The organism is Agromyces sp. NPDC057679 (genome assembly GCF_042799635.1).
In the GTDB taxonomy this organism is placed as follows: domain Bacteria; phylum Actinomycetota; class Actinomycetes; order Actinomycetales; family Microbacteriaceae; genus Agromyces.
Genome location: NZ_JBHVIK010000001.1, coordinates 376,964 through 392,719 on the forward strand (window position 1 = coordinate 376,964; position 15,756 = coordinate 392,719).

A 15,756-nucleotide genomic window follows, 5' to 3' on the forward strand; every position below is an offset into this window, starting at 1 on the left:
GCTCATGCGGCGTTCATCGCTTCGACGGCCTCCGCGATCGGCCCGTCGAAGACCTTCTTGCCCTTCTTGATGACGACGCCTCGTTCGCAGAGCTCCTGCACCATCGCCATGTTGTGACTGACGATGAGCATCGTCTTGCCCGCTCGGGCGAGTTCGTGGATCTTCTCCGTGCACTTCTTGCGGAACGGGGCGTCGCCCACCGAGAGGATCTCGTCGACGAGGAGGACATCGAGTTCGACATGGATCGCCACCGAGAACGCGAGGCGCAGGAACATGCCCGACGAGTAGTGCTTGACCTCTTGGTCGATGAACTCGCCGATCTCGGAGAACGCGACGATCTCGTCGAACCGCTCATCGACCTCGGCCTTGTTCATGCCGAGGATCGCCGCGTTGAGGTAGACGTTCTCGCGTCCGGAGAGGTCGGGGTGGAACCCGGCCCCGACCTCGATGAGGCCGGCCACTCGTCCACGAGTGAGGATGCGGCCCGCGTCGGGCTCGAGCACCCCTGAGACGAGCTTCAAGAGCGTCGACTTGCCCGAGCCGTTGTAGCCGAGCACCGCGACGCTCTCACCCTCGGCGACGGTGAAACTGACGTCATCGAGCGCTTGGAAGGCTGACGAGCCGACCTTCTTCCGCTGCACCCACGAGACGAACGCCTCCTTCATGGAGTGCGTGTGCCGGATCTGGAACGTCTTGCGAACCTGGTCGACGATGATGCTCGGACGACGTTGCGCGTTGAACTCATTCATAGGTCTTGTGCAAAGCTCCGTTCGAACCGGCGGAAGACGAGCTGCCCGATCACGATCGTGATGATGCAGATGCCGAGCGTCGTCAGGATGTCGGTGCCGATCGTCGGGACGAGAACGTCTTCGACGCTCGGCGTGCTCGTCGTCGGAGCCCAGAACGCGAGATGGAAGAGCTCGACCGCGGTCGTGAGTGGGTTCAGCATGTAGATGCGGAGCGCCCATTCGGGCAGGGCCGCCTCGACCATCGTGATCGTGTACAGCACGGGGGACGCCCACGTGGAGAGCATCCGCAGGATCTCGACGATGTTCTGCGCATCGCGGAATCGGACGTTGAGCGCACCGAACAGGAGCCCGAGACCGAGGCTCGTCAGGAGGATGATGAACAGCCCCAACAGGAACGCCCCGAGCGAGATCAGCGTCGGCGTCCACCCCAGCAGGATGCACGCGAGCAGCAGGATCGCCACCTGCGGCAGGAAGTGGATGAGCGCCACCACGATCGAGGCGATCGGGAAGAGCTCGCGGGGGAGGTAGATCTTGCGCACCAGCGCCCGATTGTCGACGATCGAGCTCGTGGCGTTGCCGAAGCCCTCGTTGAAGAGGTTGATCGCGACGACGCCTGCGAAGAGGTACACCGCGAAGTTCTCGACATCGCGATGGAACTGCAGGACGACACCCATCACGAAGTAGTAGATGAAGAATTGCGCCGCCGGCTTCACGTACGACCAGGTCCACCCGAGCACCGAGTTGCGATAGCGGGTGGCGGTGCCCTTCCTGATGAGCAGGCGGAGCAGATAGCTGTGGGTGAAGACGTCGAGGATGCCGCGACCACGTCCCGGGGTCTCGAATCCCGTCAGGTCACCAGATGTCATGTGATCGTGCTCTCCATATCGACAGGGCCCCGTTCGACCCGAAGCCCCACGGCATCCTAGCCGAGAATTCTGCGGGCCCAGAGTGCGCGTCACGGGCGCGGAACCCCCGTGACGGTGGGGTGTCGAGCAGCGGCCACGCGGCCGCTCCCATGGGCGGCGCCCGCCGCCCATGCGCACGCGGCTCGGTGCGATGCAGGACGTGCGTCGCGCCCCGCCATTTCGACGCTGCCTCGCGGACCGCGACGACTCAGCCGGATTCAGCCCAACGAGCGACCACATGGCAGGATAGACGGTTGTGAAAGGGATCATCCTCGCCGGCGGCTCGGGCACGCGGCTGCACCCCATAACGCTGGGCGTGTCGAAGCAGCTGATCCCGGTCTACGACAAGCCGATGGTGTACTACCCGTTGTCGACGCTCATGCTCGCGGGGGTCCGCGAGATCCTCGTCATCACGACGCCGCACGATGCCGCGTTCTTCGAGCGCCTCCTGGGCGACGGGTCTCAGTTCGGCATCTCATTGACGTTCGCGCAGCAGCCCTCACCCGACGGTCTCGCGCAGGCGTTCACGATCGGGGCCGGATTCATCGGCGACGACAAGGTCGCCCTCGTCCTCGGCGACAACCTGCTGTACGGCCCGGGCCTCGGCACCCAGCTCAAGCGCTACACCGACGTCGACGGCGGCGCCGTCTTCGCGTATTGGGTCGCGCACCCGGAGGCCTACGGCGTCGTGGAGTTCGGTCCCGACGGCCGAGCGGTCTCGCTCGAGGAGAAGCCGGCCCAGCCGCGCAGCAACTACGCGGTACCGGGTCTGTACTTCTACGACAACGACGTCGTCGAGATCGCCCGGAACCTGAAGCCGAGCCCGCGCGGCGAGTACGAGATCACCGATGTCAATCGCGCCTACCTCGAGCGGGGCAAGCTGCAGGTCGAGGTCCTCCCCCGCGGCACGGCGTGGCTCGACACCGGCACCTTCGACCAGATGACGGATGCCGCGGAATACGTGCGCACGATGCAGCGACGCACGGGACTGTCGATCGGTGTGCCCGAGGAGGTCGCGTGGCGTCAGGGGTTCCTGAGCGACGACGAACTGCGTGAACGCGCCGAGAAGCTCGTGAAGTCGGGGTATGGCGCCTACCTGCTCGACACGCTGATGAGAGGCCACTGATGACCCACCTACTCGTGACGGGCGGTGCCGGCTTCATCGGCTCCAACTTCGTGCACCATGTCATCGACCACACCGACTATCAGGTGACGGTCCTCGACAAGCTGACGTATGCCGGCAACCTCGCGTCGCTGAACGGCCTCCCCGACGACCGGTTCGCATTCGTTCACGGCGACATCACGGATGCCACCGTGGTCGACGACCTCGTCGCCCGCGCGGACGCCGTCGTGCACTACGCGGCGGAGTCGCACAACGACAACTCATTGCACGACCCGCGCCCCTTCCTCGACACGAACATCATCGGCACGTTCACCCTGCTCGAGGCGGCGCGCAAACACGGCACACGCTTCCACCACATCTCGACCGACGAGGTGTACGGCGACCTCGAACTCGACGATCCCGAGCGGTTCACCGAGGCGACGCCGTACAACCCGTCGTCGCCGTACTCCTCGACGAAGGCGGGGAGCGACCTGCTCGTGCGCGCGTGGGTGCGCTCGTTCGGGCTCCAGGCGACGATCTCGAACTGCTCGAACAACTACGGCCCCTACCAGCACGTGGAGAAATTCATCCCACGCCAGATCACGAACGTCATCCGCGGCATCCGCCCGAAGCTCTACGGCGCGGGCGAGAACGTCCGCGACTGGATCCACGCAGACGACCACTCGTCCGCGGTGCTCACGATCCTCGACCGCGGCGTCATCGGTGAGACCTACCTGATCGGCGCCGACGGCGAGCGGAACAACAAGGCGGTCGTCGAACTGATCCTCGAGCTCATGGGCGAGCCGCGCGACGCGTACGACCACGTCACCGACCGTGCCGGCCACGACCTGCGGTACGCGATCGATTCGACGAAGCTGCGCGACGAACTCGGCTGGCGCCCGCAGTTCGGCGATTTCGAGTCCGGGCTCACCGCGACGATCGACTGGTATCGCACCAACGAATCGTGGTGGGCGCCGGCGAAGGACTCCACCGAAGCGTTCTACGCGTCGAAGGGGCAGTGAGTGACGGAGTACAGCAAGCCGCTTCGCCGCACCGAGACGCCGATCCCCGGGCTCACGGTGTGGGAGCTGCCGGTCCACGGTGACAATCGTGGATGGTTCAAGGAGAACTGGCAGCGCGAGAAGATGATCGCGCATGGGCTCGAGGACTTCGAGCCCGTGCAGAACAACATCTCGTTCAACGACGCCGTGGGCTCGACCCGTGGCATCCACGCCGAGCCGTGGGACAAGTGGGTCTCGGTCGCGACCGGGCGCATCTTCGGCGCGTGGGTCGATCTGCGCGAGGGGCCGACGTTCGGCACGGTGTTCACGACGGAGATCGATCCGTCGCGGGCGATCTTCGTGCCGCGGGGGGTCGGCAACGCTTACCAGTCGCTCGAGCCCGACACCGCGTACACCTACCTCGTCAACGATCATTGGTCGCCCGACGCCGAGTACACCTTCCTCAACCTCGCCGACGAGACCGCCGCCGTTCCGTGGCCGATCCCGCTCTCGGAGGCAGAGCTGTCGGCGAAGGACCTCGCGCACCCGCGTCTCGCCGACATCACGCCGGTGCCGCCGCGCAAGATCCTCGTGCTCGGCGCCGACGGCCAGCTCGGCAAGGCGCTCCGCGCCGAGTACGGCGACTCCGACCATGTGGAGTTCGCGGCGCGGGAAGACCTCGACCTCGCCTCCCCGGAGCTTCACGAGGCCCGCCGCTGGCGCGACTACGACGCGATCGTCAATGCCGCCGCCTTCACCTCAGTCGACCTCGCGGAGACGCCGGCGGGCCGACGCGACGCCTGGGCCGCCAACGTCACGGGTGTCGCCGCCCTGGCGAAGATCTCCGCCGAACACGGCATCACGCTCGTGCACGTTTCGAGTGACTACGTGTTCGACGGCGCGCTCGAGCGTCCGTACCGTGAAGACGACGCGATCAGCCCGCTCGGCGTGTACGGGCAGACGAAGGCCGCCGGTGATTCCGTGGTCTCCGCTGTTCCCCGTCACTACATCCTGCGCACCTCGTGGGTCATCGGCGAGGGCAGGAACTTCGTGTCGACGATGGCCTCGCTCGCCGAGCGCGGCGTCCGGCCGAGCGTCGTGTCCGACCAGATCGGCCGACTCACCTTCACTGACGACCTCGCCCGCGGCATCCGCCACCTCCTCGAGGCGCGACCCGCATTCGGCGTGTACAACCTGACGGGCGGCGGCGAGCCGATGTCGTGGGCCGACATCGCGCGACGCGTGTTCGCGCTGCTGGGCAACGATCCGGCGAACGTGACCGATGTCGCGACTGACGAGTACTTCGCGGCGGCGACCGAACCTGTGGCACCTCGACCGCGCAACAGCGTGCTCGACCTCACGAAGATCGAGGCGACGGAGTTCACGGTCTCCTCGGCGGCGGATTCGCTCGCGCGCTACCTCACGGCGGCGGCGCGATGACGACCGACGCTGCACCTGCTCGGTCCCGATCGCGACAAGGTCTGCAGCGCGCGGTCGCGTGGGTGAACACGAACGATCGCTGGGCGTACGTGCTGCTGTTCATCGTCTTCGCCGTGCTCGTCCTCACCGGCACGACGACCTCGAATCTCACGCAGGACTACCTCCAATCGACGGTCGGCGGCCGGGACGGGATCCTGTTGGGCACTCCGCAGGAGATCCGCTGGGACGAGTATCTCAACGCGACACCGACCTACCTCTCCATGATGGCCACCGGAGGGACCCCGTCGTTCCCCCCGCTCGCCGAGCAGTCCGGTCTTGCGATGCGCTACAGCGAGAGCGGGCCGATCGCCTCGATCGTCTTCTTCGAGAGCACGCTGCTCCACCTCTCGGGCGTCATTCCCGAGCCGATCCTCTTCAGCCTGCGGTGGTGGCTCCCGACGATCCTCCTCCTCGCGTGCATGCCCATCTGGTTCCGTCAGCTCGGGTTCGACAGCAGACTCGGCTGGCTGGCCGGCCTGGTCGTCGCCGCCTCGCCCGCAGTCGCGTGGTGGTCGCTCCTGCCCGCCAACAGCATGGGATTCACCCTCGCCGGGTGCGTGGCGCTGCTCGCCGGTTTCTCGCGGCTCTCCGAACGACGTTTCTGGCTGGCCGGGGTGTTCGGCGTGATCGCCGCGATCCTCCTCGCCGGCATGCCGTCGGGGTACCTGATCTGGTCGCTCATCCTGGGCGCGCCGCTGCTCCTGGCCAGCGCTGTGCGGATCCTGCTCTCGAATCATCCGAGGGCGACGGTCCGGTGGGGCTACCTCATCGGCGTCGGCGTGCTCACGATCGTCTTGACGATCGGAATGCTCGCCGATGTGCGGGGTGGGCTCGAAGCGCTGTTCGGGACCCTCTATCCCGGTGACCGCCGGCTCCCCTCGACCCCGACGATCTTCGAGCTGCTGTTCGGCGCTCCGTCCGGCCTCGCGGTCGATCGTGGCGAACTGACACCCTCCGGCGGGGTCACCAACAAGAGCGAGCTCTCGGCTTCATGGACTGTGGCGTTCGTCATGGTCGCCCTGCTCATCACCGGGGCGGTCGTACGCCTCGTGAAGCGCGAATGGCGAGTCTGGCTGCCGGTCGGCGTCCTCCTCGGGTGGGGACTCGTCTGGCTCGCATGGGCGTCGTTGTCGTTCGGTGACGCGAGCGCCGGCCTCCCCCTCTTCAGCCAGGTTCCGTCCCAGCGCGCAGCCCAGGTCGTCGGCATCATCGGCGTGATCACGCTGTGCCTGATGCTCTCCCGCATTCGGCCGAGTGTTCCGCGCTCGGCCGGCATCGCCCTCGTGGTCGCGGCGGTCGGCTTGTATGCGGCGTCCCTCCTGCAGCGGTTCATCATCCTCGACATGTCGACGCTCGCGGTCTGGGTTGCGGGCATCGGATCGGGCATCGCCGCCTTCCTCGCGGTCCGATGGGGCAACAGGATCTGGGCGATCGCACTGGTCGCGGTCATCGCAGCCGCCTCATCCGCGACGGCGAATCCGATCACGGTCGGCCTCGGTGCATACCGCGACTCGGACCCGGCCCGTTACTTCGCCGCCGCGGCGGACGATGTGCGCGAGTCGGGCGAGGTGTGGGCCAGCGACTTCCGTGCGATGGACGCGATCATGCTCGCCAACGGCCTGCCGTCGCTCTCCGGCCCCCAGCCGTCAGGGCCCGACGCCGATGAATGGAAGCGACTCGATCCGGATGGTTCGGCTGAGGAGAGCTGGAATCGCGGCGGCAGTCGCATTCGCATCGTGTGGAGCGAGGAGCCCGGCGTCGACATCGAGGCCACGAGCTACAACGTGATCACGATCACCGCCGACCCGTGCAGCCTTCATGAACGCATCCCCGAGCTCACCACGGTGATGTCCCGCGATGTGCTCACCCAGAACTGCCTCGTCGAGCAGGACGTGATCCAATGGAAGGACACGCCGGTTCACGTCTACGGGTTCGACGACGCGAACTGATCGCCGGCACCGCCGATGATCGCCGCCCGACCGGGACACCGACGTCAGCACGTCAGTGTCGCCGTCACCGTCATCGTCGCCGCCGCCGCCGGGGCGATCTCGACAAGCGAGCGCGCCAGCACTGGCACACCCCGACTTCGCAGGCACGAGACGCTAGGCTCGTAGTCTCGCCCGGGGGCCACGGCGAGATCCACCGACACACACGGAGCATTGCAGCGTGAGCTTGACCTGGAACGAGATCCAACGCGTCGTCTTCCCCCAGGATGCCGACCCCGACGTCATCTCCCTGTATGTCGATGCCGACGTCTGGGCGAAGGTCGGCGACCGCGAGGTCCGCATGAGCGACCGGGCCCACCTCGACGACGTGCTCGGGCGCGACCGCTACCGCGTCGGCGTCGGCGAGCGGGTGTCGTTCGCGAGCTACTTCAATGCCTTCCCCGCCTCGTACTGGCAGCAGTGGACGAACGTCGACCGCGTGCGCCTCTCGGTCGAGACCAGCGGCGAGGGCAACCTCCTCGTCTACCGCTCGACCGCGCAGGGCGTGCCGCAGCGCGTCGCCTCCGAGCCGTTCTCGGGTACCGTGCGACACGAGATCGACCTGCCGGTCACGACGTTCGGTGACGGCGGCTGGTACTGGTTCGACATCGTCGCCGGCGACGCCGAGGTCGTCGTCGCCGACGGCCGCTGGCTGACCGACGCCGCCGAGCTGCGCTCGGGCGGGGCATCGATCGGCACCACGACCTTCAACAAGCCGGACTACTGCGTGCGCACCCTCGAGGCCCTCGCCGACGACGAGACCGTCCGGTCGGTCATCGACCGCATCTACATCGTCGACCAGGGCGGCCAGCGCGTCGCCGACGAACCCGGGTACGACGCGGTCGCCGAGCGCCTCGGCGACACGCTCTCGATGATCGAGCAGCCGAACCTCGGCGGCTCGGGAGGTTTCGCCCGCTCCATGGCGGAGACCGTCGCGGCGGGCTCCAGCGACTTCCTCATCCTGCTCGACGACGATGTCACCGTCGAACCCGAGTCGATCGCGCGTGCCGTGCGGTTCGCTCGGCACGCCACCCGGCCGATCGTGGTCGGCGGCCACATGTTCGACCTGCTCAATCGGCCCGTGCTGCACGCCTTCGCCGAGACGGTCGAGCTCAAGCCCTTCGTCTGGCGAGCACTTCCCCGTGACGAGACGCCGCACGACTTCCGCTTCTCGAACCTGCGGCAGACGAGGTGGATGCACGCGCGCATGGACGCGGACTACAACGGCTGGTGGTTCTGCCTCATCCCCACCGAGGTCATCCGGTCGATCGGCCTCTCGCTGCCGGCCTTCATCAAGTGGGACGACGCCGAATACTGCCTGCGCGCCCGAGACGCCGGCTATCCGACGGTGACCCTGCCGGGTATGGCACTCTGGCACGTCTCATGGCTCGACAAGGACGACTCAATCGACTGGCAGGCGTACTTCCACGCCCGCAACCGCATCGTCGCCGGCCTCCTGCATTCGCCCCACGCGAACGGGGGCCTCCTCCCCCGCGATAGCGAACGCTGGGATCTCAAGCATCTGCTCTCGATGCAGTACTACCCCGTGACGCTGCGGCACCGCGCCCTCCGCGACATCCTGTCGGGTCCCGCGCACATGCAGCGCGGAATGCCGACCATCCTCGGCGAACTCCGGGCGGCGGCAGCCGACTTCCCCGAGAAGACCGTGCTGCGGCACGAATCGGAGATCCCGATGACGGTCGAGGGCAAGCGGGTCTATCCCATTCCGGCGATCTCGGCCGGGCCCGCCGGCCCCCGCGGCATCCCCCTGGTCGTGTTCACGGTGCAGATGACGCTGCGCCAGTGGTTCACTCGCCCGGCGCCGAAGAACGTCGCCGAGCCCCAGGTGGAGCTCTCCAAGCGTGACAGCACCTGGTACCGGATGCCGCACCTCGACAGTGCGCTCGTGTCGACCGCCGATGGATCCGGCAAGGTGCGCTACACGCGCGATCCGAAGACCTTCCGGCGACTGCTGCGTGAGAGCCGCCGTCTCCACCGCGAACTGCGCAAGCGCTGGCCCGAACTGGCTCGGGAGTACCGTTCCGCACTCCCCGAGATCACCTCGCCCGAGGCGTGGGCGCCCCACTTCACGACGAAGAAGTAGTGCGCTCGCACCGGGCACGGCGATGATCCGCCGTGCCCGGTGCGCCGTTCAGCAGAGCACGAGCCGCGCCACTCGATCGCTCAACGCACCCGGCCCGCCGAGGAGCGTGAGCGAGGTCGCCTGCTGCTTGAGCAGTGCGGCGCGAACCGCGCTCGGCACGCAGGTACCACGGGTGAGGTACAGCGGTTGCTTCGCGCGCCCCGCCGCGGCCGCGCCGCTGAGGGCGTCGGGGTAGGAGAGCCCGGTCGCCACGAACGCGTTCGCACTCGTCGCGAAGATCGAGTTCACGGCCACGCCGGTCGCGTACCGATCGGCACCCGCGTACCGCTTCACCGTGCGTTGCTCGGCGAGCTTCGACTGCACGCCCGACGACACGACTCCCGTGCCGCCGGCGATGCGGACCTCGCCGACGCCGAGCGCGTCGAGGAGCGATCTCGTCGCAGCGTCGACCGTGCTCGAGCGCCCGTCGAGGAGCACGACGGGCGCACCGATCGAACCCGCGGCCGCCCCGGCGGTCAGCCCGTCGGGGTAGTCGCGTCCCGTGGCGATGTACGCGACGGCCGCAGTGTCGAAGGCGTGGTCCGCGAGCCGCCGCGACGTGTCGTAGCGATCGGTGCCGCCGATGCGGCTGACCGGCGCGACCGCGCCGACCGCGCTCGCGACCCCGTTCGAGATGACACCGGTGCCTCCGACGACGACGATCTGCTTCGGTTTCAGGCGCTTCAGCTCGGCGAGGGTCGAGGCCGGCACCGACGACTTCAGCGTCAGCAGCAGCGGACCGCCCTGCTTCGCGGCCGCGGGCGCGGCCGAGAGCGCGTCGGCGAAGTCGCCGCCCGACGCGAGGTAGGCGACGGGCACGCCCGCTGTGGGGAAGCTCGCCCTCGAGATGGATGCCGCGGTCTGGTAGCGGTCTTCGCCTTCGAGCCGCGTGACCGGGATGGCCGTATCGACCCGCGGGTCGCCGAACCAGTCGCGGTACATGCGCCAGAAGTTGCGGTTTCCGTAGGCCGAGCAACCGTCACCCGTGCCGTACAGATTGGCGAGCGCCGCCGCGTTCGGCTGGTACGGCGTGTAGTAGTAGAGGGCGGCGGTCGCGGCGTTCTTGACCGTGACGAGCGACGATCCGCAGCTCGTGGCGGGGTTGTACTGGATCCGGTTGGCTTGGCCGACCTTGATCCACGTGAACGAACCCCCGGGATTTCCGTACCAGGTGAGTTGGCGCGCTGCAGCGAACACCTGGTTGAAGAAGCCGTAGTACGTGGAGTCGCACGACGCGGTGTCGGGGCACCCGTAGCCCATCGCCTTGCGCAGCACCCCGGACGTCGGAGCGGGGTCGGTGAGCAGCGACTGCTCCTTCTGCAGGGTGACGAGGATGACCTTGGCGCTGAGCCCGCAGGCGCGCTGCACCTTGTAGATCACCCGCGCCGCCGACTCGCCTCGCGCGCCCGGATAGGTCGCGCAGGTGCCGAAGCTCCAGGTGCGCGTGGGCGTGTCCATCTTGAGCCGTGCGAGGCAGGACGAACTCGCGCAGGTGCCGACCATTCGCTGGAGGAACGCCTGGATCTCGGCCTCGGTCATCGCCGCACCGTTGCGGAAGTTCGCGTTGGAGATGAGGTTGCCCGCGGTGAACGGCGAGGCCGCGGTCGCCGAGAATTGCCCGTCCACGGCGGCATCCGAGGCCGTCGCATCGAGCTCGACCTGCCGCTCGGCCGCCGCCGCAGCATCGCCCGGAGCCTCGTCGCCCGCCTTTGCCGCCTGTTCGGCCAGGTGCGCCTCGTACAGACTTCGCTCGTCGACGGTGTCGTCACCGGCTTCCGGAACCGACGCCGGAAGCGTCGCTGCTCCGACGGCCTGAGCGGTCGGCTCAGCCGCCACCTCCTCGGCCGCGGCCGGCAATGTGAACGACGCGGCCAGCACCGCCCCTGTGATGATCCCGACGATGGTTGTCTTCAACATGGTGCACTCCCCCGAGGCGCCGCCCGAACCGGCGACTCAACACGACACTAGCTTGGCCACGCGATCGCCCAGGGCTCCCATGCCGCCGATCAGCGTGATCGCGGTCGTGCCCTTGGCGTAGATCGCCGTCCGGATCACCGGCGGCACGCAGGACGGCTGCGTCAGCAGCAGCGGGTCGGCTGCGGCGCCCGCCGCCGCGGCCCCCGACAGCGCGTCGGGGAACGCGGCACCCGTCGCGAGGTACGCGTTCGCGGTCGTGCCGAAGACGGAGTTGACGGCCGCGCTCGTCGAATAGCGGTCTGCGCCCGCGTACCGCTTGACCGTGAACGCGGCGGCGAGGGACGACTGCACGCCCGACGAGACGACACCCGTGCCGCCGGCGATACGCACCTCCGCGACGCCGAGCTTCTTCAGCAGCGACACGGTCGCGGTGCCGGCGGTGCGCGCCTTCCCGTCGACGAGCACGATCGGCACATCGAGGGCCCCGGCTGCGGCACCGGCGCTCAGTCCGTCGGGGAAGTCGCGGCCCGTCGCGACGTAGGCGGTCTTCGCCGATCCGAAGGCGTCCGCGGCGATCCGGCGGGAGGTGTCGTAGCGATCGGCTCCTCCGATGCGCTTCGTCGGGGCCACCTTGCCGAGCGCAGTCGCGACGGCGCCGCCGATCGCCCCGGTCCCGCCGACGATCACGATCTGCTTCGGCGCGAGCCGCTTGAGCTCGGCGAGCGTCGACGCGGGCAGCGATGACGTCGCCGAGAGCAGCAGCGGGCCGCCCTTGTGGGCGGCGGCGGGCGCGGCCGCGAGGGCGTCGGCGAACTCGAGCCCGGCGGCGACGTAGACGACCGGAACACCGGGCGTCGGATAGGACGCCTTCGAGATCGCCGCTGCGGTCGCGTAGCGGTCCGCACCCTGCAGGCGCGAGACCGTCATGGCGGCGCCGCCGCGCGGATCGCCGAACCAGTCGGTGTACATCCGCCAGAAGTTGCGGTTGCCGTACGACGAGCACGCGTCACCCGAGCCGTAGACGTTCTTGATGGCCGCGGCGTTGGGCTGGAACGGCGTGTAGTAGTAGAGCGCGGCGGTGGCCCGGTTGGCGATGACGACGCCGGACGCCCCGCACGCGTCCGTCGGGTGGTAGTCGATGCGGTTCGACTCGCCGACCTTCAAGTAGGTGAAGGTACTGCCTGCCGTGCCGTAGTACGTCAACTGCCGCGACGCGAACGCGACCTGCTCGAAGAACCCGGCGTACTCGGGGTCGCACGAGCTCTCGTCGGGGCATCCGTACCCCATCGCCTTCGCGAGCGTCGCGGCCGACGGCTCGCGGTTGGTGAGCAGCGACTGCTCTTTCTGGAGCGTCACGAGGATGACCCTCGCGCTCAGCTGGCACGCCTGCTGCACCTTGTAGATGATGCGGGCGGCGGACTCGTTCGCCGCGCCCACGTAGTCGACGCAGCCGCCGTAGCTCCAGGCGATGTCCTGGGTCGTCTCGCGGTAGTTCGGGAGGCATGAGCTGCTCGTGCACCCAGCGCCCATCTTGACGAGGAACGCCTGGATCGCGGCCTCGCTCATCGCATCGCCGTCGTAGAAGTTGGCATCGGCGATGAGGTTGCCTGCGGTGAATCCGGTCGCGGCGGCCGGGGCGAAGGTGGCCGAGCCGGATGCCTCGGAGAGCGAGCGATCGAGCTCGACGCGGGCCTCGGCGTCGGCTTCGCCACTCGCCTCCCCCGGAATCGGGTCACCGGCGATCGCCGACTGGCCGGCGATGTGCCGGGCGTAGAGCGCCTGCTCGGTCGCGGTCGAGCCGGGGTCGTGGCCGGGCGAGTCGGCGGCCTGCGCCGGCGAGAGGCCGACGAGCCCGGCGAACACGCCGGCGAGTACTGCGATCGCGAGCTGCTTCACTGCGGCACCACCTTCGGGACGAGACCCCGCGGCGGCGCCGGGTTCGGGCCGGTGGAACTGTGCGGACGCAGGGATCCGTGCGACCGAGCCTAGTGCCGCCGGGTCATCGTGCGAAGCGCTCGACCAGCTTGTTCTGGAACATGCTGAGCGCCGAACCGATCGCCATGTGCATGTCGAGGTACTGGTAGGTGCCGAGTCGGCCGCCGAAGTAGACGTCGGGCTCGCCGTCCTGCAGTTCGCGGTACGCGAGGAGCGCCGCGCGGTCTTCGGGCGTGTTCACCGGGTAGTACGGCTCGTCGCCCTGCTCGGCGAAGCGCGAGAACTCCCGCATGATGATGGTCTTGTCGGCCGGGTACTCGCGCTCGGGGTGGAAGTGGCGGAACTCGTGGATGCGGGTGAACGGCACCGAGGCGTCCGCGTAGTTCATGACCGACGTGCCCTGGTAGTCGCCCACCGGCATGACCTCGCGCTCGAAGTCGAGGGTGCGCCAGCTCAGGTGACCGGCCGACGAGTCGAAGTAGCGGTCGACGGGACCCGTGTAGATCACGGGCACGTTGCCGACCACGGCCGCCTTGTTGATCGGCTGCGACGCGTCGAAGAAGTCGGTCGAGAGCTTGACGTCGATCTTCGGGTGGTCGGCCATGCGCTCGATCCACGCCGTGTAGCCGTCGACCGGCAGGCCCTCGTGGGTGTCGTTGAAGTAGCGGTTGTCGTAGTTGTAACGCACCGGCAGGCGGCTGATGACCTCGGCGGGAAGCTCGGTCGGGTCGGTCTGCCACTGCTTCGCGGTGTAGTCGCGGATGAACGCCTCGTAGAGCGGGCGGCCGATCAGCGAGATCGCCTTCTCCTCGAGGTTCGCCGCGGCCTTCGTGTCGAACTCGTCGGCCTGCGAGGCGATGAGGGCGCGAGCCTCTTCGGGCGAGTAGGCCGCGCCGAAGAACTGGTTGATCGTGCCGAGGTTCACCGGCAGCGGGTACACGACGCCGTTGTGGTTCGTGTACACCTTGTGCTGGTACGAGGTGAATGCGGTGAAGCGGTTGACGTACTCCCACACCTTCTCGTTCGAGGTGTGGAACAGGTGCGCGCCGTACTTGTGCACCTCGATGCCCGTGGCCGGGTCGTCCTCGCTGTAGGCGTTGCCGCCGATGTGGTCGCGCCGGTCGATGACCTGCACGGTGAGGCCCAGCTCGTTCGCCGCGCGTTCCGCGATCGTGAGCCCGAAGAATCCTGAACCGACGACGACGAGATCGGTCATCGTGCACCTCCGTTTCCGATGACGAGCCGGGGTGTGCCCACCCAACGGTCGGCCGCGGTCACGTTGCGGCCGTCGACGAGGAGCCGAACGCCGGGGACCTCGCCGGTTCCGAGCGTTCGGTAGTCACTGTGGTCGGCCTGCACGATCGCGAGATCGGCGGGTTCGCCGAGGTGGTACGGCGCCCATCCGTAGCGGGCGAGTTCGTCATCGGTGTAGAGCGGGTCGTGCACGAGCACCTTCGCGCCCCGTGACTCCAGGGCCTCGACCGTCGCGAAGACGCCCGAGAACGCCGTCTCCTTGACGCCGCCGCGGTACGCGGCGCCGAACACGACCGCGGTGAGCCCGCTGAGGTCGCCGAGGATGCCGGCCGCCTGGGCGACGAGTCGCTCGGGCATCGAGGCGTTGAGCACGCGCGCGGTGCGCACGATCTCGGCGTCGCGGTCGGTCGAGAGGTAGAGGCGCGGGTACACCGGGATGCAGTGGCCGCCGACGGCGATGCCGGGCCGGTGGATGTGGCTGAACGGCTGCGAGTTGCACGCCTCGATGACGGAGTACACGTCGACGCCGACCTCGTCGGCGTAGAGCGCGAACTGGTTCGCGAGCCCGATGTTCACGTCGCGGTAGGTCGTCTCGGCGAGCTTCGCCATCTCGGATGCCTCGGGCGAACCCATGTCCCACACGCCGTTGGCGCGGGCGAGGTCGGGACGCTCGTCGAACTCGAGCACCGCCTCGTAGAACTCGATCGCGCGCCGACCGCCCTCGGGGCTCAGCCCGCCGACGAGCTTCGGGTACTTGCGGAGGTCTTCGAAGACGCGCCCGGTGAGCACGCGCTCGGGCGAGAACACGAGGTGGAAGTCCTCCCCCTCGGTGAGCCCCGAGATCTCCTCGATCATCGGCTTCCATCGGCCGCGCGTCGTGCCGACGGGAAGGGTCGTCTCGTACGAGACGAGGGTGCCCGGCGTGAGGTGCTCGGCGAGCGAGCGGGTCGCCGCGTCCATCCAGGCGAAGTCGGGCTCCCAGGTGGCGTCGTCGACGAAGAGCGGCACGACGATGACGACGGCGTCGGCACCCGGCACGGCGTCGGCGTAGTCGGTCGTGGCCCGGAGACGGCCGCCCGGCACGAGTGCGCCGAGCTTCTCCTGCAGGTGCGCCTCGCCGGGGAACGGCTCGGTGCCGGCGTTGACGAGGTCGACGACGGCCTGGTTGACGTCGACGCCGATGACCTCGTGGCCCCGGTCGGCGAACTGCACAGCAAGAGGGAGGCCGATCTTTCCGAGGGCCACGACGGCGATACGCATGAACTCCAGTCTATGGCGTGAGCGGA

The 15,756-nt window shown here is 68.3% G+C and carries 11 protein-coding genes; 5 read left to right on the forward strand and 6 right to left on the reverse strand.

Annotation, left to right across the window (positions count from 1 at the left end; genetic code table 11):
* Positions 1-2 precede the first annotated feature (2 nt).
* Positions 3-749, reverse strand: coding sequence for an ABC transporter ATP-binding protein (locus ACFVAJ_RS01725; protein WP_376941072.1), 747 nt, complete (start codon positions 747-749; stop codon positions 3-5).
* Entirely contained in the window at positions 746-1,615 is an 870-nt protein-coding gene (locus ACFVAJ_RS01730; protein WP_376941073.1) for an ABC transporter permease, read from the reverse strand. Before ACFVAJ_RS01730 ends, ACFVAJ_RS01725 begins: the two co-directional genes overlap by 4 nt.
* Before the next feature lie 295 nt (positions 1,616-1,910).
* Here ACFVAJ_RS01730 and rfbA point away from each other — a divergent pair, with 295 nt between their 5' ends.
* The 5 genes from rfbA (at position 1,911) to ACFVAJ_RS01755 (ending at position 9,325) form a co-directional block, all read left to right on the forward strand.
* The gene (gene rfbA / locus ACFVAJ_RS01735) at positions 1,911-2,780 is read left to right on the forward strand and encodes a glucose-1-phosphate thymidylyltransferase RfbA (RefSeq protein WP_376941074.1); all 870 of its coding nucleotides are present in this window, start codon (positions 1,911-1,913) and stop codon (positions 2,778-2,780) included.
* Positions 2,780-3,778, forward strand: a complete 999-nt coding sequence (gene rfbB / locus ACFVAJ_RS01740; protein WP_376941075.1) for a dTDP-glucose 4,6-dehydratase — start codon at positions 2,780-2,782, stop codon at positions 3,776-3,778. The genes rfbA and rfbB overlap by 1 nt, the downstream gene beginning before the upstream one ends.
* Positions 3,779-5,197, forward strand: a complete 1,419-nt coding sequence (rfbD, locus tag ACFVAJ_RS01745) for a dTDP-4-dehydrorhamnose reductase (protein WP_376941076.1) — start codon at positions 3,779-3,781, stop codon at positions 5,195-5,197.
* Positions 5,198-5,259: 62 nt separating this feature from the next.
* On the forward strand, positions 5,260-7,185 hold the full coding sequence (locus ACFVAJ_RS01750) for a hypothetical protein (RefSeq protein ID WP_376941077.1): 1,926 nt from the start codon (positions 5,260-5,262) through the stop codon (positions 7,183-7,185).
* Between the two features lie 217 nt (positions 7,186-7,402).
* Complete coding sequence (locus tag ACFVAJ_RS01755; protein ID WP_376941078.1) at positions 7,403-9,325, forward strand: glycosyltransferase; 1,923 nt, start codon at positions 7,403-7,405, stop codon at positions 9,323-9,325.
* 48 nt (positions 9,326-9,373) lie between these two features.
* On the opposite strand, the gene ACFVAJ_RS01760 is transcribed toward ACFVAJ_RS01755, so the two are convergent.
* From ACFVAJ_RS01760 to ACFVAJ_RS01775, 4 genes are all read right to left on the reverse strand, one after another.
* Entirely contained in the window at positions 9,374-11,281 is a 1,908-nt protein-coding gene (locus ACFVAJ_RS01760) for a cell wall-binding repeat-containing protein (RefSeq protein ID WP_376941079.1), read from the reverse strand.
* Between the two features lie 36 nt (positions 11,282-11,317).
* Entirely contained in the window at positions 11,318-13,177 is a 1,860-nt protein-coding gene (locus ACFVAJ_RS01765) for a cell wall-binding repeat-containing protein (RefSeq protein ID WP_376941080.1), read from the reverse strand.
* Positions 13,178-13,280: 103 nt separating this feature from the next.
* A complete protein-coding gene (gene glf, locus ACFVAJ_RS01770; protein WP_376941081.1) occupies positions 13,281-14,432 on the reverse strand; it encodes a UDP-galactopyranose mutase in 1,152 nt (383 codons plus the stop codon).
* A complete protein-coding gene (locus tag ACFVAJ_RS01775) occupies positions 14,429-15,730 on the reverse strand; it encodes a nucleotide sugar dehydrogenase (protein ID WP_376941082.1) in 1,302 nt (433 codons plus the stop codon). The genes glf and ACFVAJ_RS01775 overlap by 4 nt, the downstream gene beginning before the upstream one ends.
* Positions 15,731-15,756 lie beyond the last annotated feature (26 nt).

What these genes read in the sequence shown, in the direction of transcription:
- ACFVAJ_RS01725 (WP_376941072.1), bottom strand. Translation starts at nt 749, where the DNA reads ATGAATGAGTTCAACGCGCAACGTCGTCCGAGCATCATCGTCGACCAG.
- ACFVAJ_RS01730 (WP_376941073.1), bottom strand. Translation starts at nt 1,615, where the DNA reads ATGACATCTGGTGACCTGACGGGATTCGAGACCCCGGGACGTGGTCGC.
- rfbB (WP_376941075.1), top strand. Translation starts at nt 2,780, where the DNA reads ATGACCCACCTACTCGTGACGGGCGGTGCCGGCTTCATCGGCTCCAAC.
- ACFVAJ_RS01760 (WP_376941079.1), bottom strand. Translation starts at nt 11,281, where the DNA reads ATGTTGAAGACAACCATCGTCGGGATCATCACAGGGGCGGTGCTGGCC.
- glf (WP_376941081.1), bottom strand. Translation starts at nt 14,432, where the DNA reads ATGACCGATCTCGTCGTCGTCGGTTCAGGATTCTTCGGGCTCACGATC.
- ACFVAJ_RS01775 (WP_376941082.1), bottom strand. Translation starts at nt 15,730, where the DNA reads ATGCGTATCGCCGTCGTGGCCCTCGGAAAGATCGGCCTCCCTCTTGCT.